This window comes from Scytonema hofmannii PCC 7110 (assembly GCF_000346485.2).
In the GTDB taxonomy this organism is placed as follows: domain Bacteria; phylum Cyanobacteriota; class Cyanobacteriia; order Cyanobacteriales; family Nostocaceae; genus Scytonema; species Scytonema hofmannii.
Window position 1 is genome coordinate 6,279,366 of the sequence record NZ_KQ976354.1, and the last position, 20,134, is coordinate 6,299,499.

General features: G+C 42.4%; 24 protein-coding genes. 10 read left to right on the forward strand and 14 right to left on the reverse strand.

What is annotated here, in order from left to right:
- Positions 1 to 150: 150 nt before the first annotated feature.
- The 3 genes from WA1_RS26125 to WA1_RS26130 form a co-directional block, all read right to left on the reverse strand.
- A complete protein-coding gene (locus WA1_RS26125; RefSeq protein WP_017746932.1) occupies positions 151 to 1,833 on the reverse strand; it encodes an NAD(P)H-quinone oxidoreductase subunit 4 in 1,683 nt (560 codons plus the stop codon).
- Between the two features lie 286 nt (positions 1,834 to 2,119).
- Positions 2,120 to 2,254 (reverse strand): hypothetical protein, encoded by a 135-nt coding sequence (locus WA1_RS60265; RefSeq protein WP_017746931.1) that lies wholly within the window; start codon positions 2,252 to 2,254, stop codon positions 2,120 to 2,122.
- 81 nt (positions 2,255 to 2,335) lie between these two features.
- On the reverse strand, positions 2,336 to 2,533 hold the full coding sequence (locus tag WA1_RS26130; RefSeq protein WP_017746930.1) for a hypothetical protein: 198 nt from the start codon (positions 2,531 to 2,533) through the stop codon (positions 2,336 to 2,338).
- Between the two features lie 267 nt (positions 2,534 to 2,800).
- Here WA1_RS26130 and WA1_RS26135 point away from each other — a divergent pair, with 267 nt between their 5' ends.
- From WA1_RS26135 to WA1_RS26145, 3 genes are all read left to right on the forward strand, one after another.
- A complete protein-coding gene (locus tag WA1_RS26135; RefSeq protein WP_017746929.1) occupies positions 2,801 to 3,820 on the forward strand; it encodes a daunorubicin resistance protein DrrA family ABC transporter ATP-binding protein in 1,020 nt (339 codons plus the stop codon).
- Positions 3,821 to 3,834: 14 nt separating this feature from the next.
- On the forward strand, positions 3,835 to 4,731 hold the full coding sequence (locus tag WA1_RS26140) for an ABC transporter permease (protein ID WP_026135058.1): 897 nt from the start codon (positions 3,835 to 3,837) through the stop codon (positions 4,729 to 4,731).
- 100 nt (positions 4,732 to 4,831) lie between these two features.
- On the forward strand, positions 4,832 to 5,191 hold the full coding sequence (locus WA1_RS26145) for a hypothetical protein (RefSeq protein WP_017746927.1): 360 nt from the start codon (positions 4,832 to 4,834) through the stop codon (positions 5,189 to 5,191).
- Between the two features lie 90 nt (positions 5,192 to 5,281).
- Here the strand turns inward: WA1_RS26145 and WA1_RS26150 are convergent, their stop codons facing one another.
- On the reverse strand, positions 5,282 to 5,719 hold the full coding sequence (locus WA1_RS26150) for a peroxiredoxin (RefSeq protein WP_017746926.1): 438 nt from the start codon (positions 5,717 to 5,719) through the stop codon (positions 5,282 to 5,284).
- 261 nt (positions 5,720 to 5,980) lie between these two features.
- On the opposite strand from WA1_RS26150, the gene WA1_RS26155 reads away from it, so the two are divergent.
- The 3 genes from WA1_RS26155 to WA1_RS26165 all read left to right on the forward strand — a co-directional run bounded on the left by WA1_RS26155 (position 5,981) and on the right by WA1_RS26165 (position 8,435).
- Positions 5,981 to 6,385: an Npun_F0494 family protein gene (locus WA1_RS26155; protein WP_017746925.1), complete on the forward strand. Its 405-nt coding sequence runs from the start codon at positions 5,981 to 5,983 to the stop codon at positions 6,383 to 6,385.
- Positions 6,386 to 6,706: 321 nt separating this feature from the next.
- The gene (gene cobQ / locus WA1_RS26160) at positions 6,707 to 8,185 is read left to right on the forward strand and encodes a cobyric acid synthase CobQ (RefSeq protein ID WP_026135057.1); all 1,479 of its coding nucleotides are present in this window, start codon (positions 6,707 to 6,709) and stop codon (positions 8,183 to 8,185) included.
- 10 nt (positions 8,186 to 8,195) lie between these two features.
- On the forward strand, positions 8,196 to 8,435 hold the full coding sequence (locus WA1_RS26165; protein WP_017746923.1) for a 2Fe-2S iron-sulfur cluster-binding protein: 240 nt from the start codon (positions 8,196 to 8,198) through the stop codon (positions 8,433 to 8,435).
- A gap of 76 nt (positions 8,436 to 8,511) precedes the next feature.
- Here WA1_RS26165 and WA1_RS26170 read toward each other — a convergent pair whose 3' ends face one another.
- The 7 genes from WA1_RS26170 to WA1_RS26200 all read right to left on the reverse strand — a co-directional run bounded on the left by WA1_RS26170 (position 8,512) and on the right by WA1_RS26200 (position 15,009).
- Positions 8,512 to 8,751 (reverse strand): hypothetical protein, encoded by a 240-nt coding sequence (locus WA1_RS26170; RefSeq protein ID WP_017746922.1) that lies wholly within the window; start codon positions 8,749 to 8,751, stop codon positions 8,512 to 8,514.
- Between the two features lie 160 nt (positions 8,752 to 8,911).
- Positions 8,912 to 9,211, reverse strand: a complete 300-nt coding sequence (locus WA1_RS26175) for a hypothetical protein (protein ID WP_017746921.1) — start codon at positions 9,209 to 9,211, stop codon at positions 8,912 to 8,914.
- Positions 9,208 to 9,735 (reverse strand): C39 family peptidase, encoded by a 528-nt coding sequence (locus WA1_RS26180; protein WP_017746920.1) that lies wholly within the window; start codon positions 9,733 to 9,735, stop codon positions 9,208 to 9,210. The genes WA1_RS26175 and WA1_RS26180 overlap by 4 nt, the downstream gene beginning before the upstream one ends.
- Before the next feature lie 90 nt (positions 9,736 to 9,825).
- A complete protein-coding gene (locus tag WA1_RS26185) occupies positions 9,826 to 10,269 on the reverse strand; it encodes an SRPBCC family protein (RefSeq protein ID WP_026135056.1) in 444 nt (147 codons plus the stop codon).
- A 108-nt stretch (positions 10,270 to 10,377) separates the two neighbouring features.
- Positions 10,378 to 11,811, reverse strand: coding sequence for a 9,9'-di-cis-zeta-carotene desaturase (gene zds / locus WA1_RS26190; RefSeq protein WP_026135055.1), 1,434 nt, complete (start codon positions 11,809 to 11,811; stop codon positions 10,378 to 10,380).
- 206 nt (positions 11,812 to 12,017) lie between these two features.
- A complete protein-coding gene (locus WA1_RS26195) occupies positions 12,018 to 12,191 on the reverse strand; it encodes a ribbon-helix-helix protein, CopG family (RefSeq protein ID WP_017746917.1) in 174 nt (57 codons plus the stop codon).
- 1,156 nt (positions 12,192 to 13,347) lie between these two features.
- Positions 13,348 to 15,009, reverse strand: a complete 1,662-nt coding sequence (locus tag WA1_RS26200; protein ID WP_017746916.1) for a DUF6930 domain-containing protein — start codon at positions 15,007 to 15,009, stop codon at positions 13,348 to 13,350.
- Between the two features lie 349 nt (positions 15,010 to 15,358).
- Here WA1_RS26200 and WA1_RS26205 point away from each other — a divergent pair, with 349 nt between their 5' ends.
- The 3 genes from WA1_RS26205 to WA1_RS26215 all read left to right on the forward strand — a co-directional run bounded on the left by WA1_RS26205 (position 15,359) and on the right by WA1_RS26215 (position 16,517).
- The gene (locus WA1_RS26205; RefSeq protein ID WP_017746915.1) at positions 15,359 to 15,715 is read left to right on the forward strand and encodes an iron-sulfur cluster assembly accessory protein; all 357 of its coding nucleotides are present in this window, start codon (positions 15,359 to 15,361) and stop codon (positions 15,713 to 15,715) included.
- Between the two features lie 38 nt (positions 15,716 to 15,753).
- Positions 15,754 to 16,179, forward strand: coding sequence for a hypothetical protein (locus WA1_RS26210; protein ID WP_017746914.1), 426 nt, complete (start codon positions 15,754 to 15,756; stop codon positions 16,177 to 16,179).
- Positions 16,180 to 16,271: 92 nt separating this feature from the next.
- The gene (locus tag WA1_RS26215; protein ID WP_026135054.1) at positions 16,272 to 16,517 is read left to right on the forward strand and encodes a hypothetical protein; all 246 of its coding nucleotides are present in this window, start codon (positions 16,272 to 16,274) and stop codon (positions 16,515 to 16,517) included.
- Positions 16,518 to 16,570: 53 nt separating this feature from the next.
- On the opposite strand, the gene thyD is transcribed toward WA1_RS26215, so the two are convergent.
- Positions 16,571 to 17,491 (reverse strand): thylakoid membrane protein ThyD, encoded by a 921-nt coding sequence (gene thyD / locus WA1_RS26220; RefSeq protein WP_017746912.1) that lies wholly within the window; start codon positions 17,489 to 17,491, stop codon positions 16,571 to 16,573.
- Between the two features lie 212 nt (positions 17,492 to 17,703).
- Here thyD and WA1_RS26225 point away from each other — a divergent pair, with 212 nt between their 5' ends.
- Complete coding sequence (locus tag WA1_RS26225) at positions 17,704 to 18,051, forward strand: hypothetical protein (RefSeq protein ID WP_017746911.1); 348 nt, start codon at positions 17,704 to 17,706, stop codon at positions 18,049 to 18,051.
- 238 nt (positions 18,052 to 18,289) lie between these two features.
- Here the strand turns inward: WA1_RS26225 and WA1_RS26230 are convergent, their stop codons facing one another.
- Both WA1_RS26230 and WA1_RS60270 read right to left on the reverse strand, forming a co-directional pair.
- The gene (locus WA1_RS26230; RefSeq protein WP_017746910.1) at positions 18,290 to 18,790 is read right to left on the reverse strand and encodes an FHA domain-containing protein; all 501 of its coding nucleotides are present in this window, start codon (positions 18,788 to 18,790) and stop codon (positions 18,290 to 18,292) included.
- A 188-nt stretch (positions 18,791 to 18,978) separates the two neighbouring features.
- On the reverse strand, positions 18,979 to 20,134 hold a 1,156-nt coding region (locus WA1_RS60270), incomplete at its 5' end, for a heavy metal translocating P-type ATPase (protein WP_272819232.1).

The window sequence follows — 20,134 nt, forward strand, 5'->3', positions numbered from 1 at the left end:
GCAGTCGCTACGTCTTTTTTTTCTGTTTATCGACACGCTCAAGAAGTCTGAACTAACCGACTGGTGTACAAGCCGATGAAGTACACACCATCTGCGTTCATCTGCGTTCATCTGCGGTTACTAAACTTTCTAGTATACCGCACCAAAGTTTTACTTAACGATGCTTGAAACAGTTGCTATTTCAGGCTCCCCAATGTGTGGAGACATAAACTCCTTTGCGTATATGCGGGGATTCTCTTGAGCGATTTGGACATAAGATTGGCGCACCTGAGTATTCACCGCAACAGTCTTCATATCGTATAATTGCGTAGCTAACTTGGGATAAACCCCAATGCCAATAATCAACACTAGAAAGCAGGCAGCAATAAACATTTCACGAGGTCTAGAATCGCTATATACTGACTCAGCAGGCAAGAGACAGTCTGTACCAAAGCAAGCCGTTCCTTCATCCTCCTGGTTCTCCACTCCTGCATTGTTAACGTCACAGGTTATTTTACCAGTGCCATAAAATACCTGGTTCAACATCGAAAGCAAATAGATTGGCGTCAAGATAACTCCCACTGCAGCTAAGAACACCATCACAGTACGGAAGGTCGGACTGTAAATGTCGCTGGTGGTCACACCCACAAAAACTTGAAGTTCGCTCACAAAACCGCTCATTCCCGGTAAAGCCAGAGAAGCCATCGCACCTGCTGTAAACAGAGCAAATACTTTAGGCATAGCTTGAGCAATCCCACCCATATTATCCATCGCCATAGTGTGAGTGCGATCGTAGGTGATGCCCGCTAAGAAGAATAACACTGCAGCAATCAAACCATGAGAAAGCATTTGCAGCATTGCACCACTCACTCCTACATCAGTGAAGGAAGCAATACCCAACAACACAAATCCCATGTGAGAAACTGACGAATAGGCGAGGCGACGCTTCATATTATTTTGGGCAAAGGAATTCAAAGCGCCATAAATAATATTAATAACCCCCAGAGTTGCCAGCACGGGAGCAAAGTAAATGTGAGCATCGGTGAGCAACTCCAAATTGAGACGAATCAAGCCGTATCCGCCCATTTTTAGTAATACACCAGCCAAAATCATCGATACAGGAGCAGAAGCTTCACCGTGAGCATCCGGTAACCAGGTGTGCAAGGGGAAAATCGCCAGCTTGACGCCAAAGGCAATCAGCAATCCTGCGTAAAGCAAAAGTTCTAAAGCAAGAGGATAATTCTTCGCACCAAGTTCGACGATATCGAAGGTTAAATTATCTCCATAAAGAGCCATTGCCAGCCCTGCTACTAGAATAAAAATTGAAGCAGCTGCGGTATAAAGCAGGAATTTAGTAGCAGCATAGCGGCGTTTTTGACCGCCCCAAATAGAAACAAGCAGGTAAACCGGAACCAGTTCCAGTTCCCACATAATAAAGAACAGTAGAATATCTTGAGCAACAAACACCCCAATTTGTGCCGCATACAGCACCAGCATCAGAAAATAAAACAGGCGGGGTTTTAAATCAACTTGCCATGCAGCAAACATTGAAAGCGTCGTTACCAGTCCTGCTAACAGCACAAGCGGAACAGATATTCCATCGACTGAAACTGCCCAGTTTAAACCTATTTGAGGCAACCAGGCATATTTCTCCACGAGTTGAAAAGTCGCACTACTCGCATCATAATGCTTCCAGAAGGTGTAGCACATCAAAACAAAATCCGCGATACCTACACCCAAGGCATACCATCGCACTCGTTTGCCGTCTTTATCAGGCAGCAAGGGGATGAGCATGGAAGCGACGAGTGGCAACAGGACAATCGCGGTCAGCCAAGGAAATCCATCGAATATCATGGTAATGAGCAAAAATACTTATGGGGGAATATTGCTATTGTATTAAACTATTTAACAATTCCTCATAAAAATTTACCGCAGCTTAGTATAGATGAAATTTATTCCCCCATAGAAAAGAATTGCCCATAACAGTGACCACCTGATCAGTAACCAGTGACTATTGCATGGAGGATTGCCTTCGCATCCAATAATCGGGTCGAGGCGGCAGCCCACAGATCTGCATTCTGTGGCTTCGCCTGGGAACGAGAGCACTCTGTGTCAGCGATCGCTGGTCACTGGTTACTGGTTACTGGTCACTCTTGACTAACTTAGCATGCCATCCTGCTGTGTCTTTACCATCAATAAATTCAGCATCCTTAAGCTTTGAAACAATAAAATCTAGTTCATTAGAAGTGAGAACATTATCAATGCAAAGAATCATAAGTTGATTGAAGAATAGGGTTTAAGGGCTAGGGGAGAAGACTAATTCCTGATGTCCGTTGCCCATAGCCCTATGACCTAATTATTTACCTTTACCACCTTCTGCGCCTGGACTGGATTTTGCAGGTGTTTGAGTTGGCTGTGTAGTTGGGGCTGTCGTTTTACCGTCTTCTCCACCTTCGCCGCCTTCTTTGCTGCCATTAGTTTCGCCACCACATGCACTTACGGTAGCTGCTAAACCTAAAGAAAGAAACAAGGCGAGCGCTTTTTTGGAACCCATGGTCAGACTCTCCCGATTTTGTAATTTGTGTAGTTGAGAATTTTTTTAAATTCAGTAATGAAAAAATTTTTCCTATGTCTAGGGTACGTTATAAAAAGCAAAAAACTATGAAAAAAGTAAAAAGTAGTCAATTGCACATAATATTTTTTAACAAAAGCTTTTATTCGTTTTCAGCAAGCCCACGCTTACCACGAAGCCGAAGTGTGGGTAGTTGACCTACAATGAAGATAGTGTTTGTTGAGAATTGTGTAGTTAGGACAAGCTCTCATGGCTCCTGCCGTTTTAATTGAAAATTTAAAAAAAAGCTACGGCACGGTGGTCGCCGTCAAGGACGTTTCCTTTAGGGTAGAACCGGGCGAGATTTTTGGTTTGCTTGGTCCCAATGGTGCAGGTAAAACAACGACTTTGCGTTCTTTGTGTACTCTCACCACTCCCGATGCTGGGAAAATTGAGGTTTCTGGTATTTCTGTATTAGACAATCCCAGAATGGCACGAAAGCGCTTGGGTTATGTTGCTCAGGAAGTTGCATTAGATAAAGTTCTGACAGGAAAAGAACTCCTGCAACTTCAAGCAGCACTTTATCACCTACCAGGTACAGTTGCCAAGCAGCGCATAAACATGGTGCTTGAATTACTTGGTTTGCAGGAATACGCTAATAAAAAGACCGGCACTTACTCAGGCGGTTTACGCAAGCGTTTGGATTTAGCAGCAGGATTACTCCATGCACCAGATGTTTTGGTTTTGGATGAACCAACGGTGGGACTGGATATCGAAAGCCGTTTTGTAGTTTGGGATTTCCTGCGGAAGTTACGCCAAGCGGGAACAACGGTAGTGATCACCAGCCATTATCTTGAAGAAATTGATGCTTTAGCCGATCGCGTGGCGATTATTGACCGAGGTGTGGTCATTGCGACTGGAAAACCTTCAGAATTAAAAGATAGAGTGGGAGGCGATCGCATTACTTTACGCATTCGCGAGTTTTCGCCCATCGAAGAAGCAGAGAAAGCCAAAGAATTACTACAGTCACTGCCTTTTGTGCAAGAAGTGATTGTCAACAGCGCTCAAGGGAACTCCCTTAACTTAGTAGTCACACCACAACAAGATGCTTTAATTAGCATCCAGCAATCCCTAAATTCCTCTGGGTTACCAATTTTTGGTATAGCCCAATCTCGTCCAAGCTTAGATGATGTCTACTTAGCAGCGACGGGAAGAACCCTAATGGATGCAGAACTTGCAGCCGTTGCAACTCGCGATCCAAAGGCTGAGAAGAAACAAAATATGAGATGAATTTAGCAATTATTATGAGTGACACTGTCTTACCTCCAAAATCCGATATCAACTGGCAAAAAGTCGCATCACCTCAAAGTTATGCCGATGCGTCTCCCAATGTGTTCAACGAATTTGTTCAAGAAACGCTGGCTTTAACTCGTCGCCTATTTATTCAGCTTACTAGGCGTCCCTCAACTTTGGTTGCAGGAATTATTCAGCCAGTGATGTGGTTGGTACTGTTTGGTGCATTATTCCAAAATGCACCAAAAGGTATTTTTGGCAATACCACCAATTACGGTCAATTTTTAAGTGCGGGTGTTATTGTCTTTACCGCATTTGCCGGAGCGCTAAATGCCGGATTACCTGTAATGTTTGACCGAGAATTTGGTTTTTTGAATCGGTTGTTAGTTGCACCCCTAGCGTCTCGGTTTTCGATCGTTTTAGCTTCCGCAATCTTTATCATTAGCCAAAGCTTGATACAAGCAGCTGTGATTGTTACTGCTGCTGCTTTTCTAGGTGCGGGCGTACCTGATGCAGCAGGGTTGGGAGTTATCACCTTAATTGTCTTCTTGCTTGCATTGGGTGTAACTGCTATCAGCTTGGGTTTAGCTTTTGCGTTACCCGGACACATTGAACTGATTGCAGTTATTTTTGTTAGTAATCTACCACTGTTGTTTGCCAGTACAGCATTGGCTCCTTTATCATTTATGCCGGGATGGTTACAAGTTGTCGCTGCTCTGAATCCCCTCAGTTACGCGATTGAACCAATTCGCTATTTATACGTCCATAAAGATTGGGGCTTAAACAGTGTGGTCATGCACGCTTTCTGGGGTAATGTTACCTTTGGCAGTGCATTACTGGTATTGTTTGGCTTCTCTATTGTCGCATTATTGAGTATTCAACCCCGATTGCGACAAACTCTGGCATAAGATAAAAAGTATGAAGGTTAAAGGATGAAGGATAAAAGATAAGATACTAATCTTTCATACTTCACACTTCATACTTCACACTTCATACTTCACACTCTTTATGAAAACGCTGTCTTTACCAATTAAAGGGCTGATTGCGATTGCTTTCGCAGGAATGAGCTTTACTAGTATACTAGGACAACAGCCTACCCTAGCTGATACGGGAAGAAGTATTTTGCAAGATCTCGATCCACAACGGGGTAACGATCCATTGGGACCTCGTTCCGATGAAGTCGATAATATGGGTCTTTTCGATCTCATTCATCGGTTTAATCAAGGTGGTAGTAATTGGGATTCTCAACAGCAAGACCAACAACTAAACGATGCAACTGCGGCATTTAGAAAAAAGCAGGAACAATTGCTTCAGCAGCAAGGTACACAACCACAAAACAAACCCCTTCCAGTGACCAGTGACCAGTGACCAGTGACCAGTGACCAGGTCTATAAAATAAAAATACCCAGCAACAGACCTTGTAGAGACTAGCATGGCTAGTCTTTACAAGAAAATTTTCTACAACCCTAATGCAGTCAAAACATCACTGGCATGAGTTGATGTATTTACACTAGAATCAACGTGAATGATTTTGCCGTTACCATCAATGATGTAGGTAACGCGTTTAGCATAACCGCCGCCATCGACATCATAAGCATTAATGAGAGTTTTTTGGGTGTCAGCTAGTAGGGGGAAATTTAGATTGTATTTTTGGGTGAATGCCTGATGGGAGGCTTCATCATCAGCACTGACTCCCAAAACTACCACGTCTTTCCCCTGATAATCGGCGCTGGCATCCCTAAAACTACAAGCTTGCTTGGTGCAACCAGGGGTGTCATCTTTGGGATAGAAATATAAAACCACTGTTTTGCCCTTGAAATCAGACAATGAAACGGTGTTGCCGTTTGTGTCTTTAACGGTAAAGTTCGGTGCATCGTTACCAACTGCTAAAGGCATAGTTTTAGTATCTCTCCTAAATACAGAGGTTATTTTTCCTAGCATCGGTCATTGTAACAAATTTTATGTATTTTTTTTAAGTAAAAGTGATAAGGCTTAGTAATAATTTTATCTGTAACGAGAAAATGGGCTTGAAGAGCGTTCTCTGCTACCCTTTGTAGTAAGATAAAATGTGAGTATCTCTTAAACTAGTCGTCTAGTGCTGCTTGTGTTGTAGCGATTAGATATCTCTCAGTAAAAAAATAGATCGAGAGAGCAAGAATGTCTGTTGCCAATTCCCCAAGCCCAAAAATCTTGACCTATCCTCGTAAAACTTTAGAACGAGCAGAGAGAGCGCTCGTGTGTTCTCCATTTCATCTTAGTTTGTTTAAAACAATGCTCTCTCGCAGTGTGGCACTAAGTGAGATGATTGGTAGTACAGGTGTTCAAAAAGGCTTTACAAAACGCTATGCGTTAGAATTGTCTACAGATAACGATCTGGTATGGCTGATTCAAGTGGGTGTATTACGCCGAGAAGTGGATGGTCAGGGAATTACAGATAGTTTCCGCCTGACTCCCTTGGGTCGTCAGTTAGTAGAACAATGCCACCAGAAACCTTGGCGGACTCCTTCATGGAGCGATCGCCTTTACAATACTGCAATTCGTTGGTTGAGGTTACCCTTGTAATACAGTGACCAGTGACCAGTGACCAGTGACCAGTAACCAATACGATACAAGTTCCTGAATTTATTTATGAAAAAAAATTGATTCATTTTTGAAATCCCCTACTCTTAAGTATGGGTGTTATCTGGTCACTGTTTCACTGGTCACTGTTAATTGTTTGGGGTAGAGGGGAACAATAAATACGGAAGCTGTAACTTCTTTCATGAAGTCTTTATCATTGCTACCCGACTGTATTGGTGTTTAGTCAATAGTCATAGTCAGTTGACCATTGATTATTGACTATTGACCATTGACTATTAACCATTTACTATTGACCGTTGACTTATGAAAGCAATTATGGTATTGGGTACGACATCCCACGCAGGAAAATCATTGTTAACTGCAGCTATTTGTCGTATGTTGTCACGCCGTGGCTGGCGAGTGGCTCCCTTTAAAGGTCAAAATATGGCTTTAAATGCATATGTGACCCCTAATGGTGGCGAAATTGGTTATGCTCAGGCAGTGCAAGCATGGGCAGCAGGCGTTGTGCCTTGGGTAGAAATGAACCCAATATTATTAAAGCCCCAAGGAGATATGACTTCTCAAGTCATCATCAAGGGTAAGTATGTGGGTAGAGTGAGTGCTTCAGATTACTACGAACAATATTTTGATGTTGGGTGGCGAGCAATTGAAGAATCGTTACAGCACTTAAGTACAGAATTTGATTTACTCGTTTGCGAAGGTGCGGGAAGCCCAGCAGAAATTAATCTCAAACATCGTGACTTAACTAATATGCGGGTGGCAAAACACTTAAATGCATCCGCTATATTAGTTGTGGACATTGACAGAGGCGGTGCTTTTGCCCATATCGTAGGAACTTTGGAATTATTGGAACCAGATGAACGCCAATTAATTAAGGGTATTGTTATTAACAAGTTCCGAGGGCAGCGATCGATTCTCGAACCTGGGATAAAGTGGTTGGAGGAACGGACTGGTATCCCTGTTGTGGGAGTGATTCCGTACCTAGAACATATATATCCTGCTGAAGATTCCCTCGATTTGCTAGATCGCAGAGTGGTTAAATCGAATACAGAACTGAATGTCAGCGTTATACGCTTACCTAGAATTTCTAACTTTACAGATTTTGACCCTTTAGAATCGGAACCTACAGTTACAGTTAAATATTTAAGCCCCAAGCAAGATTTGGGACATCCCGATGCAATCATTATTCCAGGTACAAAAACGACAATTCCCGATTTGTTAATACTGCAAAAAAGCGGTATGGCAGAAGCAATTCAGCACTATGCAGCTGCAGGGGGTACAGTTTTGGGTATATGTGGAGGATATCAAATACTAGGTCAAATGATTGCAGATCCAGAAGGGATAGAAGGACAAGCGGGTAGATACCAAGGATTAAATTTACTACCCATCAAAACTGTGATTACAGGACAAAAAATCGCTCGCCAACGACAAGTGTCATCAAATTACCCGCAAATGGGCTTACCCGTTGTCGGGTTTGAAATTCATCAAGGGCGATCGCGTACAGAAACTCAAGGAGTAGATCCTCAAGCATACCATCCTCTGTTTGATGATGCTAATTTAGGGTTAGTAGATAGTTGTCTATCAGTTTGGGGTACTTATCTCCATGGTATATTTGACAACGGTCCTTGGCGACGTGCTTGGTTAAATCGCCTGCGCCAACAAAGGGGACTAAAATCTTTACCTACGGGCGTTGCCAACTACCGGGAACAAAGGGAGAGCCTTTTAGACTCCCTTGCCATAGAAGTTGAACGCCATTTAGACTTAACAGCGTTTTTGTCTTAAGGTAGTTGCCATGACTGTTCGCATCCGCTTTTTACCTGATAATGTCACAGTAGATGCCAAAGTGGGAGAACCACTGCTTGATGTCGCAGATCGGGCTGGTGTATTTATTCCTACCGGTTGTCTGATGGGATCGTGTTTCGCTTGCGCTGTAGATATCGAAGATGGAGATACCATTCGCGCTTGTATTAGTGCAGTTCCACCGGATCGCGAACAGTTGACGATTAATTTGTTTAGCGATCCTACTTGGTAGTTGCTAATGGCTAATTGCTAATGGCAATTAGCTGTTGGCACAGCTTATGTATTATTTTCTGACAAAGGCTGTATTTTCATATAAGCACTGATACAAGTTTATCCACCTCATCATAGTCTGAATCGTCCTGATACTTACCAGCAATTCTTATCCAAGGATTATCTGATTTAGTAGATTTGTCTGCCTCACTACCATTTTCCTGATGCTGCTTGTCAACTTTTCGTTGGTGAATTTGAGCAAATAATAAGGCTTGATCTTCTTCTGAGAGTGCCTCAATCGATTCTATAATCGTTTGAAAAGATAGGTGAGTATTCATAAGCTCTCCTCAATTTTACTGTTCTTAATTATCAGAGATGATTTGATATGAGTGTAGAGAGTGTATCTTTATTTAGCGCAATCCCGTCCTCACTTTCATTTATTAACATCTGAAAAGGCAATTGCTCAAAGCGTGCGAAAGCAAATAATAACTTAATCTGTTAAAGCAAGGCTGATTTAGTTTTTTCGAGATAAAATTCTCCTAGATCTGCTGGCAATTCAACAACTTGATTGTTGTAAATTTTTGCGACCAGCTTACATATATCACTAGCTCCTATCTGGTTAAATCGGAAAACTTCTGAGAAATTGTCGTCACCGTTAGTGACTTGAACCTCTCGATTAGCAACTGTTACTGATTCAACTTTCATTGTAAATTTGTGCTGTTTTTCTCCTACTAACACCACCACTTTGAATGTTCCTTTTTCTAGAGTTGCCTCAATTGTAAGTATTTGAATTTTCATGGTTCTATTATGGAAAAAATTGCGTCGGTAGTCCAATGGAAGAGAAAGTCTTCTCTTCTCATTTTATATCTTGTCCCTTCCCAAGGGTCACGAATCAGAATATAGCCAGTATTGTCAATACCATCAACAATTACTACATGAGATAGTTTAACCAAGGGTCTCAATTGTTTTAGTAAAGCGGCCCAAGAACCTGTAGTATTTAAAGTGTTTAAAAGTTGAGATTCAGTCGCTCCAGGAATGGTGAGACAACCACCCATCCATTTTCGGGAACTTTCTGTGTCGAGAGCGTTAAGCACAAGAGCAAGAGTTCGACTATCTAGGGGAACTCCTGTATGTTCGGCAATCATAGTCTGATTAACATTGATTCCACGGTCTTTTAGTAACATTTCAGCACAGGCTGGTCCACAAGATAAGCCGTCCTGCTGCTTTACCACTTTTGGGTCAACAACTTCATCAATAACTTGCCAATTACCACCTGCACCAGAAAGCGATGGCTGATACTCTTGTGGTTGATTTTGGTTCACTCAAACTCAGTTTTAGTAACAATGAACTATACTATCACCTGAGTGTGAGGCGATCGCTTTTGATACAGGTTAGCAATTAGCAATTAGCCATCAAGAAGATTTTGCCTTCAGTGCATGCTCTCTAAAGCGTTCCATATTCGCTTTTAGAGTCGATTCCACTGCTCGCCCCAAAAATAAATTATCCATGATTTTCCCAAGAATACCGGGGATAGCATAGGCAACAGAAAGTTTAACAATACTACTCCCGTGGCGATCGTAAAAACGCACTGCTCCCTGATTTGGCAACCCATCTACAGATTCCCATTGAATGATTTGGTTTGGAACAACCTTGAGAATCCGAGATTTCCAAGTAAACTCCAAACCACCAGTGTTTAATGTCCACAAAGATATATCTGGATTATCCGGCGGAATTTTAACAGACTCAATCCACTTCATCCAGCGTGGCATCTGTTCCAAATCAGCCCAGAGACTCCACACTAAATCAATAGGAGCCTCTACTTCTACCTGCACGCTGTGTTCTAACCAATCTGCCATTATTTGTTTACGCCTTTCTTCTCTTTGCTGGTCACTGGTCACTGGTCACTGGTCACTGGTCACTGGTCACTGGTCACTGGTCACTGGTCACTGGTCACTGGTCACTGGTCAGTGTTTCTCCAAAATCGCTTTTGCTGCACGCCTGCCTGAAACTGTAGCACCTTCCATACTATCGATATAATCTTGCTGTGTATAACTCCCTGCGAGAAAGAAGTTAGGAATTGGCGTCTTTTGCTGGGGACGATAAACATCCATTCCCGGTGCTTCTCGGTAGAGAGACTGTGCCAGTTTGACCACGTTATACCAGGTCATATTTAACTCTCGTGATGAGGGAAACAACTCATGTACTTGCTTAAGAACGTGGGACGCGATCGCTTCATTACTCTGTTTAATAAAAGGATCTCCCGGTGTCAGGACAAGCTGTAACAAAGACCCTTGTCCTTCCCGGTAATAATCAGCTGGGCTAGTCAAAGCCAAATCGGCAAAACACGAAAAATCAGCATCTGCTGTATAAAGCAGATTATCAATTCCTGCTGCAAGATTTACCTGTTTGCGTTTACCCGCATCATTTAATTCCGTTACCCAGCCATCAAACCGTAGTTGGACGGTTGCAACTGGCACTGCATCCAATTTGTATATATTATCGAACTCAGACCACTTGCGCCATGACTCAGGCAACATTCGTTGGATTCCGGGAACATCACAAGCACCAACGTAGGCATCAGCAGTTATCAATTCTTCTGTATCACCATTTGCCACTACTAAACCAGTGACACGAGTGTGTTCTCCTTCCTCAGCAAACTTGATTTCCCGCACTTGACGGCGCGTGTAAATCTTCGTCCCTCTAGCTTTAATATATTCTACGATTGGTTTATGCAAGTACTCATAGGGAGAACCTTCCAGCATCTGCAGTTTAGACGCTTCTGTCCTCACAGCAAATAGCTGGAAAATAGTAAGCATACAACGGGCAGAAATATTTTCGCAGTCAATAAAGCCAAGGGCGTAGGCAATGGGGTTCCACATCCGCTTGATGCTACCCTCGCTACCACCGTGACTGCGGAACCAATCGGCAAAGCTGACCTTATCCAAGTTACGAATATTTTGCATTGCGCCATTAAAGTCAACTAAACCCCTAACTATAGGGCTAGTTCCTAAAGCCACCGCATTTTGCAACTTATCCAATATTGAAAGTTGGGAAGTTGTAAAAAACGCCTTTAATCCGTTAATTGGCGCACCCATAAAGAAGCGAAAATCTAGCTCTCCCGTCTTTCCCCCCTTATTGATGAAAGTGTGGGTGTGAGCTTTTGGACGCAAGTTATTCTGCGCCCCGACTTTTTTCATCAATTCCAACAATTGATAGTAGTTGCCAAAAAAGACATGCAACCCCATTTCAATATGGTTGCCATTGCCATCAACCCAACTGCTAACCTTTCCACCAACAAACGGACGGGACTCAAAAATCTGGATTTCACACCCAGCATCAGCTAGATCTACAGCGGTTGCTAGTCCAGCAAGTCCCGCACCTATGATTGCAACACGCATTCCGTTTTTCCTTCTCAGTTTCATTACAAATTGTAACTGGGTTGGTGTCGGAATTTGCGACTCATACCAACTGATACCATTTTGAATTTTGGATTTTAGATTTTGGATTGAGAAAGCCTTACCGAGACTGACTTTCACCTCACTATCTGTCGCATTCTTTTTTCAAATTGGCATGAGTTAACTGCTAACCGTTAACGAACTTTGTATTAGTTGTTAGTCGCATCTTTGGAGTCATCGCTAACTGGCAAGGCTCGGATAAGTTCCCGAATCACGTCCGTAGCAGGTCTACCAGTCTGACGACAATACTTTTCCAGTTTTTCTGCCTCCTGCGTCGCTAAATTGACAGTGATACGTTTTACAGCCCATTTTTTATTTGTCATTTTATTGTTGTATTTGCTGGTTATTAACATCATCAAAGGGAACAACTAGAGATGAAAAGGATAACTTATCAGAGTTTTTGTCACGAAACAAGTAATTTGGTAAAGACTAAAAACTTTGTTTGGTTTTGTGAATGTATCCTTCATTTTTCGATAGAGTATAAAGAGTACAACAATTGATTGCTTTAACAAAGTGTGAAAATAAAGTATACCTGTTGCCAATGGAATAAAGTTAGCAACAGGCTGTGTTCGCTTGATGAAGAAATTGTATAAATTTGATAACAAAACCTTCTGTCAAGCAAGTAACAGATTTCAGTATTGTGAGTCTTGATACATCGTTTGAATGAGTTAAGAGTATTCAGCCGAACACCTTGTAAAAAAAAGATATGCCATCAACCCGGAAGTATGGCATCTAGAAGCTGGTTTATGGAGGAGCCAACCACAACAAATGTTTATGGTTTGCGAGAGTGTTACTGCATTTCTTCTTCATTTACAATTGAGCGGAACACATCAGACAAGTACTTTCTCCGTTACACGAACGCATATTCATAACCATTCTCCATAGATAGTTGATAGGCATATTGTATTGGGAAACACAGATATTTATGAAAGCATTTCAGCACAACTTCTTCTTTTAGAAGGTTTCTTACTTATCCATAATAAATATCATGAACTGCCATAATAATGTACAAATTAAGGTATCTGATTACCACATTGTATATCCTTTTATTAAAGATATTAAGTCTTTACTTAGTCTTTACAATATTTGTTAAAAAAATTAAACCTTCTTTATTTAGGATTATTTACGAAATTTTTCCAGACTCGAAACAAGTATTTAAAATTCATTTTACTTATCTTCATGAATTAAGTTGTACATCGTTAATCAGAATTTCTACGGTTGCTCAAACCAAACTCAACTTATATTTAATGAAATCTTTTCACTCATAAGTCTAGCTTGAAAATAGGGAGTGGGGAGTGGGGAAAGAGGGATTTTCCCGTGATTAGCTAGCTTGAAAAAGGGAGTAGGGAGTAGGAGATCTTCCTTAGAAACAAACCCGGTTTCTTAAAGAAACCGGGTTTGTGTTCGATTAAAATAAGACAAATTTGGTAACTTGTATCAGAGAGGATAAAAAATTTCATCCTTGCTCCAATCTTTCAGTCACTCAAATTGCAGTTGAGGCATAAGTTGCAAAGTACCGATTCCTATATCTTTGGGTGAAAGGAATCGTGCTTCAAACAAAGCCATCATATCGCGTGGTTGGGGATTACCACGAGAAGCTCCTGTTAATCCTTTGGCAATAATCAAACCGCAGTATCCCTTAGTATTCTTACATCGCTGATTCCACTTTTGTCGGTCTTCTATGTGTATGGGATCGTCATCCTCAAACTCACCAAACAAAATCAACTCGTCATTTTCAGTTTGTAACAAACCTAGATCGTAATCTTGATCGTCCAACGGATCGGCACCCGGATTAAAACCGATCCCTCTCAGTCCACCTGCTTGTTCGATGTTCTCAATTAGAGTCTTTGCCTTAGGACGGGATGTTTGAATTAATATCACGGGTAATCCATCGCCTGCTTGTGTCATTTCCGCAACTTTATGGTAGTTCGATCCCTTCCGCAAGTCATCGAATATTTCCCAAGATACAACACTTAAACTAACGAATGAGTCTTCTGGTATCACATCATCTCGTAATGACTGGAACAGAGACATATCTTCTGTCTCATCATCGTCATCGTCATCTTCATCTTCAAGATCGAAACCTGCTATCTCCTCTAACTCGTCCGCTAATTGTGGCATGGTAGAGACAACAACAGAAATTGACTTTGTTGGGTCATCATTTGATGACTCAGGAAGGGCAATGCGGTAGCGACGGTTGAGGGTGGGGAAAGTGTCATCATTCAGTTGGCGACGGTGATCCCGAATAAAGCGGTATAAGCTTTCTAAAGCTACTAAGACGACGAGTGCCTCTTCATCATACAAAACCGATCTCAGCCCTTCTAATGGATGAATATTGCCAAAGGTGGGTTCTATTTCTGAAAGTGGCAAATCTGCCAAGTCGAAAAACTCATCATCTTCATCGTCTATTTCATCAGTACTCTCAAAGGTGAGAAACAGGCAATCTTGCTTGAGAAAAGCTTCTTCTAAATGCCCCTGTAATTCATCATCTCTTAAAACTGTTGCTCGAAACTGCTTTAACGATTCTTCTGAACGATACAGTAAAATTCCGTATTCCATACCCAGCATCCCCATAACGCTGGCATAGAGAGTTCCGACATCCCACTGGTTAATCTCAATAGATAAGATTTGCTGTTCTTCTAAAAAGTCCCAAGGGGCTGCTTGCCAAATGGCAAATGCTTTTTCTCGCAGCACTTGTACGTACTGTGGGGGTAAGTCAGGAACTTGGCTATCCAAAATCTCGGCAAACCCACGAAATAATTCGTCAATTAACGGCAATTCTGGTGAATATTCTATTGCTATGTCTAAATCTTGGAGAACTCCGCGCAGGTAGAATTGAATTTCTCTGTCTCTAACAACAATTCTTTGGGGACGAGAAGGTTTCGCAGGACTGTGAGGATGCTCCATTGCTCGCATTAAGGTACGAACAACTGCCTCCGGACCAGTTTCTGGTGCTACTACGTCCATCCCCCGAACAATACCTTGCGTGCCATCTACCCACAAAATGCACTCACCCTTAACCTCCGTGTCCGGGTTTTGGGCAGGCGATGATAACAACGGACGGCGATCGCCCTCCCATACAGAAGGAATTTGAGTTAATTTCTTCAGCCGACGACTGGTAGAGCGATTAAAACTTGTCATAGAGTCATTTCATCAAAAAAATAATAAAAAAACAATTTTGGGGTCACACAACTACCCAGAGTCAAAAGCCCTGGCTATTTGTGAAGAGCGATTGCGAATGAAAACTGTTACAAAGCATAAATTTCAAAAATACTGAATTTTTACATACCGAATCTCTCAATTCTAGAATAAAAATCTTTGCGTGCTTTTAACGGAGTATTTACAATTTGCCAACCTGTGGCACTAATATCGCTACAATAGAAGCAAAAACTTTTAAGAAACCCACATCGGCGGCAGGATGTCGGTTTAATTCTCTCACTCTGCTGCGGTATGGTTAAGCTAAAAGGTGGTAAGGAGTTTAAACAAAAAGATGACACAAGCAATTCAGCCTCAACAAACTGGAATTCAAGTCAGCGATGCCGCACTGCAACAGGTAAAATTCTTGCGAGATAGACAAGGTACAGACCTTTGTGTGCGGGTGGGAGTTCGTCAAGGCGGTTGTTCTGGGATGTCTTACATGATGGATTTTGAAGACTCCAGCAAAATTACCCCCCACGATGAAGTTTATGATTATGACGGCTTCAAAATTGTATGCGATCGCAAGAGCTTATTATATCTCTATGGTTTAATACTAGATTATAGCGATGCCATGATTGGTGGTGGCTTTCAGTTTTCCAACCCCAACGCTAACCAAACCTGTGGTTGTGGGAAATCCTTTGGCGTATAACCAGTGACCAGTGACCAGTGACCAGTGACCAGTGACAAATGACTCAAACAGTTGAAACCCTTTTTGATACAGGATTGGAACGTTATAAAGCTGGAGAATCAGCAGAGACTTTAATACCTGTGTTTAAAGAAATTTGCGATCGCGCCCCCAAAAATGGCCCTGCTTGGACTTGCTTGGCATGGCTGTATCTGTTAGATGACAAAGCGACTGCAGCATTCAAAGCCGCTCAAAAAGCTGTAAAGTTGAATCCCCAAGACCCTCAAGCGAGGGTTAATCTTGCAGTGGCAATGTTAGAAACGGGTCAAAAAGGTTTGCGCGAGCACGTTGAGTTTGCACATCAGTTGATTTTTGTAAATCCTGACTGGCAAGAGGAAATCAAAAGCAGCATAGAAGATGGCTTAAGCAGAAAACCAGATTGGCAAAGTTTGAGAAAAGTTAAAGATTGGTTATTTGCAAAAGAATGACTTTTTAGGGGAGTAGTGAGTAGGGAGTGGTGAGTGGTGAAACTTCCTTATTCCCTATTCCCTACTCCCCATTCCCTACTCCCCAATTTTTTATGAAAGATAAATTTTTAACCTGGCTCAACTTTATTCTAGTTGCGGACGTATTTCTGGTCTTGTTTGGCTTTGCATGGTTAGCAGTAGCCGCCATCGGTCAGGCAACGGGAGTGCCACTGGGCTTAGATTTATGGTACAAGCTATGGCAACCCGTATTTAATCCAGCTATTGGCATCCTAATGGCTGGTGCTCTCATCAGTGGAATTATCAGTTGGGTGAGAAGGGGAATAGGGAGTAGGGAGTAGGGAGTAGGGAGTAGGGAAATATAAATTTCAATGCCCAATGCCCAATGCCCAACTCACTTCAAAATTTGGAAGAGTGCAGGTTCCACAGAGGGGTACTTGTACTGAAAACCAATGCTTTGAGTGCGTTTGGGAAGGACTTGTTGACCTTCTAGAACAACCATTGCGCCTTCTCCTAAAAGGGCTTCTATTGCAAAGGAAGGTACGGGTAACCAAGAGGGACGATTCATCACTCGCCCCATAGTTGTGCTGAGTTCTGCCATGCGTACTGGGGAAGGAGCAGTGGCATTATAAACTCCTTGCATATTAGATTTGGTTAAAGCCTGTACCATCAAGTTAACAATATCATCTACATGAATCCAAGAAAACCACTGCTGACCGTTGCCAATAGGACCGCCCGCAAAGAGTTTAAATGGAGTAATCATTTTACCTAAGGCACCACCATTACCCAAAACAATGCCTAGGCGTAAAATAACTAACCGCACGCCGACTTCTGTGACTTTTTGTGCTTCTGCTTCCCAAGCTTGACACACTTGGGCAAGAAAATCATTACCTGGTGGACTAGTTTCATCAAAAGTAGCAGTTTCACTCGTGCCATAATAACCAATTGCTGAGGCATTAACTAGCACATTGGGTTTAGGGTTAGCGCTAGCTATGGCTTCTACAATTTTTTGTGTCACAAGCTTGCGGCTGTTTAAGATTTCCTGTTTGCGTTCTGAAGTCCAACGCCCTTCACCAATAGGTTCTCCTGCAAGATTAACGACCCCATCACAACTGGCAATGGCGCTTTGCCAAGAACCGGATGCCGTGGGTGTGTATGTAATCACCTTCACATTTGGAAAAGCTGTAGATGGAAAAACCTTTTGGGCAAAGGAAGCGCTACGGGTTAAAATAACCACTTCTATACCCTCTTTCTGGAGTCGTTCTACCAAACGACTACCCACAAATCCTGTTGCTCCAGCGATCGCTACTTTCATTATTATATTAACTACAAGTCTTCACCAGAACCCTATTTTACTAGCAATTAGCAATGACTGTTTCCCATTCTCTACTCCCTACTCCCCATTACCCCTTATCCCCAGAGGGGCCCCACCTTCCCCACTCCCCATTCCCTATTTTTGTAATAACTTGCCTATTGGGTAGTTGGATATTATAGGATGGACGGAGTGTTGCAAGGCGTGGGGCTATTATGGCTCGCTATACCTGTTCATTTATTCTTTCGGTTGCTCTCAACCATCTTCAGCCATTAATGGTAGAACTTCTACAAGATTGTAATTTGGAGGTACAATATTATACATCTGATTACGTAATGGCACGTGAAATTCCTGGTAGTGTACCTTTTTCCAAATTAGTGACGGTGGAAGCGTTGATTGATAAAACTTCAGCCACTGAAACAGAGACGCGGATGAGCATTGTGATTAAAAACGAGGAACTACCTCTCCAACTGGATAATCACTGCCGACAAATGTTTGAGTTTATCAAACAGGAGATTGAACATTGCCGCCATTGGCACCTTATAGAAAGCCTTGCTGGTTAGAGCGTCAGCGCTGATAACGCTTGCGATCGATCTAGAGCGCCAGTACAGTAGTCAAAAAGGAGGCAAAAAACCCGGTTTCTCTCTGTCGTCAAGCTTGATATCTCCTATGCTCAACTCGAAGAAACCGGGTTTTTATGATTTCTGTACTGGCTATCTAGCAATTCAGTTAGCTAGCTTGTAGCAAAATGCTTGATAAAGCGTACAAGCTAGTAAAAATTTTCTGGCAACAGTTCAGTTATTAGTCTTCCATATCCTCAGTCATTCCAGGATTAATTAGTGTAATATCATACTCGCTAGCATCTGTCTGTCCCGTAGAGCGCATGCTATCCCGTAGTAGGTAATAAATGGCACGAACCTGCGGGCCAAAAACAACCTCATCCTCATTTTTAAGATCGTGAGCTGGAATTTTGCGACCGTTAATCATCAAACCGTTGGAACTAGTTTTGCCCTTGGCGTCGCCATCGACAATTCGGTAATAGTAGCCACGTTTTTTATCATTACGCTCTAGCCTAACGAGAGTGGCATGACGGCGCGAGACAAATTGTGACACAAGGCGGATATCGCACTCCCGATCTCTACCAATAGAATAAGTAGGACGGTCTAAAGTGAACTCTTTACGTCCTTGGTCGTCTTCTATGATCAGTAAATGACTTTCATTAGTTTCTGCTACCATTGACACGTTTTTAAAATCAGATGGACTGTTACCAATAAAAATTTGTTGAGTATTTTTTTCTGTCATTACCCCAAACTATAATCTATAGTAGTAATTTGATAGTACTTACACTGTTATATTGTATTGTCACCTGAAAGAGTAGAACGAAATGTTCTACTCTTGACTCCTTGTGTGAGCCTGGTAATCGTGAGACCTTGTCACACACTCCTCAATTCAGCATTGGTATTTTCAAATCATACCTCTACAGTTATAGTTCAGAAATGATGAGCAAAACGTCTTAACAATAAAGAATTTGTGACCACGCTTACTGAACTAAAAGCCATTAATGCAGCTGCACCAGAGGGGCTTAAGACAAAACCCAAACTAGGCAATAAAACACCAGCGGCTAGAGGAATCCCAAGTGTGTTATAAGCAAAAGCCCAAAATAAGTTCTGACGGATTTTACGGAAAGTGGCGCGGCTGAGTTGGATGGATTCAACCACATCTATTAAGCGATCGCGCATCAAGACAATTTCAGCTGTTTCCATAGCAACATCTGTTCCTGAGTGTAATGCAATTCCTACATCTGCCTGAGACAAAGCAGGGGCATCGTTAATGCCATCACCTACCATAGCGATTAGGGATTTTGGATTTTGGATTTTGGATTTTGGATTGGGAAAACTATTCCCTACTCCCAATTCCCTACTCCCTATTCCCTCCTGTAACTCTTGAATGACAGATGCCTTCTTAGCGGGAGGGACACCAGCCACAACATCAGCGCTTGAGAGTCCTAGTTGATTGGCTACAGCAGTTGCAGCTTCTAGTGAATCACCGCTTAAGATCATGATCCGCAGACCCATTTGGCGCAACTTGTCTACTGTTGCCTGAGCATCTGGTCTTATAGTGTCCCGAACAGCAATGAGTCCAGCGACAGTGCCTTCAACTGCTATAAAAACAACTGTTTTACCATCTGCCGCTAGTGTTTGAGCTTGTTGTGCTGTAGTTTTGCCGATCGCAATTCCATGCCAGTGCAGCCAGTCGCTATTACCCAAAAGCACTAAACTGCCTTCCACAACAGCAGATACGCCGAATCCTGGTTCTGTACGAAAATCCGTAGCATTGGGGATTGACAACTCTTGCTTTTGTACTTCTTGTACAATTGCTTTTGCAAGTGGGTGAATCGTTCCACTTTCCACGGCGGCGGCTATTTGGATAAGAGATTGGGGTGAGTTATTCCCCATGCCCAATTCCCGATGCCCAATGCGCTCAGGGATACAATCCGTCACAGTAGGATGACCTGTCGTCAGAGTTCCAGTTTTATCAAAAACGACAGTGCCTAAAAGGTGTACTTTCTCCAAAACATCGCCACCTTTGATTAAAAGACCCCTCTCCGCACCAATGGTTGTCCCAACGAGTATGGCTGTAGGTGTG

Excerpts from the sequence above, each read along its gene's own strand:
- WA1_RS26135 (WP_017746929.1), top strand. The coding sequence starts at position 2,801 with ATGGCTCCTGCCGTTTTAATTGAAAATTTAAAAAAAAGCTACGGCACG.
- WA1_RS26145 (WP_017746927.1), top strand. The coding sequence starts at position 4,832 with ATGAAAACGCTGTCTTTACCAATTAAAGGGCTGATTGCGATTGCTTTC.
- WA1_RS26225 (WP_017746911.1), top strand. The coding sequence starts at position 17,704 with ATGGCTCGCTATACCTGTTCATTTATTCTTTCGGTTGCTCTCAACCAT.
- WA1_RS26175 (WP_017746921.1), bottom strand. The coding sequence starts at position 9,211 with ATGAAAATTCAAATACTTACAATTGAGGCAACTCTAGAAAAAGGAACA.
- WA1_RS26150 (WP_017746926.1), bottom strand. The coding sequence starts at position 5,719 with ATGCCTTTAGCAGTTGGTAACGATGCACCGAACTTTACCGTTAAAGAC.
- WA1_RS60265 (WP_017746931.1), bottom strand. The coding sequence starts at position 2,254 with ATGATTCTTTGCATTGATAATGTTCTCACTTCTAATGAACTAGATTTT.
- zds (WP_026135055.1), bottom strand. The coding sequence starts at position 11,811 with ATGCGTGTTGCAATCATAGGTGCGGGACTTGCTGGACTAGCAACCGCT.
- WA1_RS26140 (WP_026135058.1), top strand. The coding sequence starts at position 3,835 with ATGAGTGACACTGTCTTACCTCCAAAATCCGATATCAACTGGCAAAAA.
- WA1_RS26200 (WP_017746916.1), bottom strand. The coding sequence starts at position 15,009 with ATGACAAGTTTTAATCGCTCTACCAGTCGTCGGCTGAAGAAATTAACT.
- WA1_RS26205 (WP_017746915.1), top strand. The coding sequence starts at position 15,359 with ATGACACAAGCAATTCAGCCTCAACAAACTGGAATTCAAGTCAGCGAT.
- WA1_RS26210 (WP_017746914.1), top strand. The coding sequence starts at position 15,754 with ATGACTCAAACAGTTGAAACCCTTTTTGATACAGGATTGGAACGTTAT.
- WA1_RS26185 (WP_026135056.1), bottom strand. The coding sequence starts at position 10,269 with ATGGCAGATTGGTTAGAACACAGCGTGCAGGTAGAAGTAGAGGCTCCT.
- thyD (WP_017746912.1), bottom strand. The coding sequence starts at position 17,491 with ATGAAAGTAGCGATCGCTGGAGCAACAGGATTTGTGGGTAGTCGTTTG.
- WA1_RS26125 (WP_017746932.1), bottom strand. The coding sequence starts at position 1,833 with ATGATATTCGATGGATTTCCTTGGCTGACCGCGATTGTCCTGTTGCCA.
- WA1_RS26215 (WP_026135054.1), top strand. The coding sequence starts at position 16,272 with ATGAAAGATAAATTTTTAACCTGGCTCAACTTTATTCTAGTTGCGGAC.
- cobQ (WP_026135057.1), top strand. The coding sequence starts at position 6,707 with ATGAAAGCAATTATGGTATTGGGTACGACATCCCACGCAGGAAAATCA.
- WA1_RS26195 (WP_017746917.1), bottom strand. The coding sequence starts at position 12,191 with ATGACAAATAAAAAATGGGCTGTAAAACGTATCACTGTCAATTTAGCG.
- WA1_RS26170 (WP_017746922.1), bottom strand. The coding sequence starts at position 8,751 with ATGAATACTCACCTATCTTTTCAAACGATTATAGAATCGATTGAGGCA.
- WA1_RS26130 (WP_017746930.1), bottom strand. The coding sequence starts at position 2,533 with ATGGGTTCCAAAAAAGCGCTCGCCTTGTTTCTTTCTTTAGGTTTAGCA.
- WA1_RS26155 (WP_017746925.1), top strand. The coding sequence starts at position 5,981 with ATGTCTGTTGCCAATTCCCCAAGCCCAAAAATCTTGACCTATCCTCGT.
- WA1_RS26165 (WP_017746923.1), top strand. The coding sequence starts at position 8,196 with ATGACTGTTCGCATCCGCTTTTTACCTGATAATGTCACAGTAGATGCC.
- WA1_RS26230 (WP_017746910.1), bottom strand. The coding sequence starts at position 18,790 with ATGACAGAAAAAAATACTCAACAAATTTTTATTGGTAACAGTCCATCT.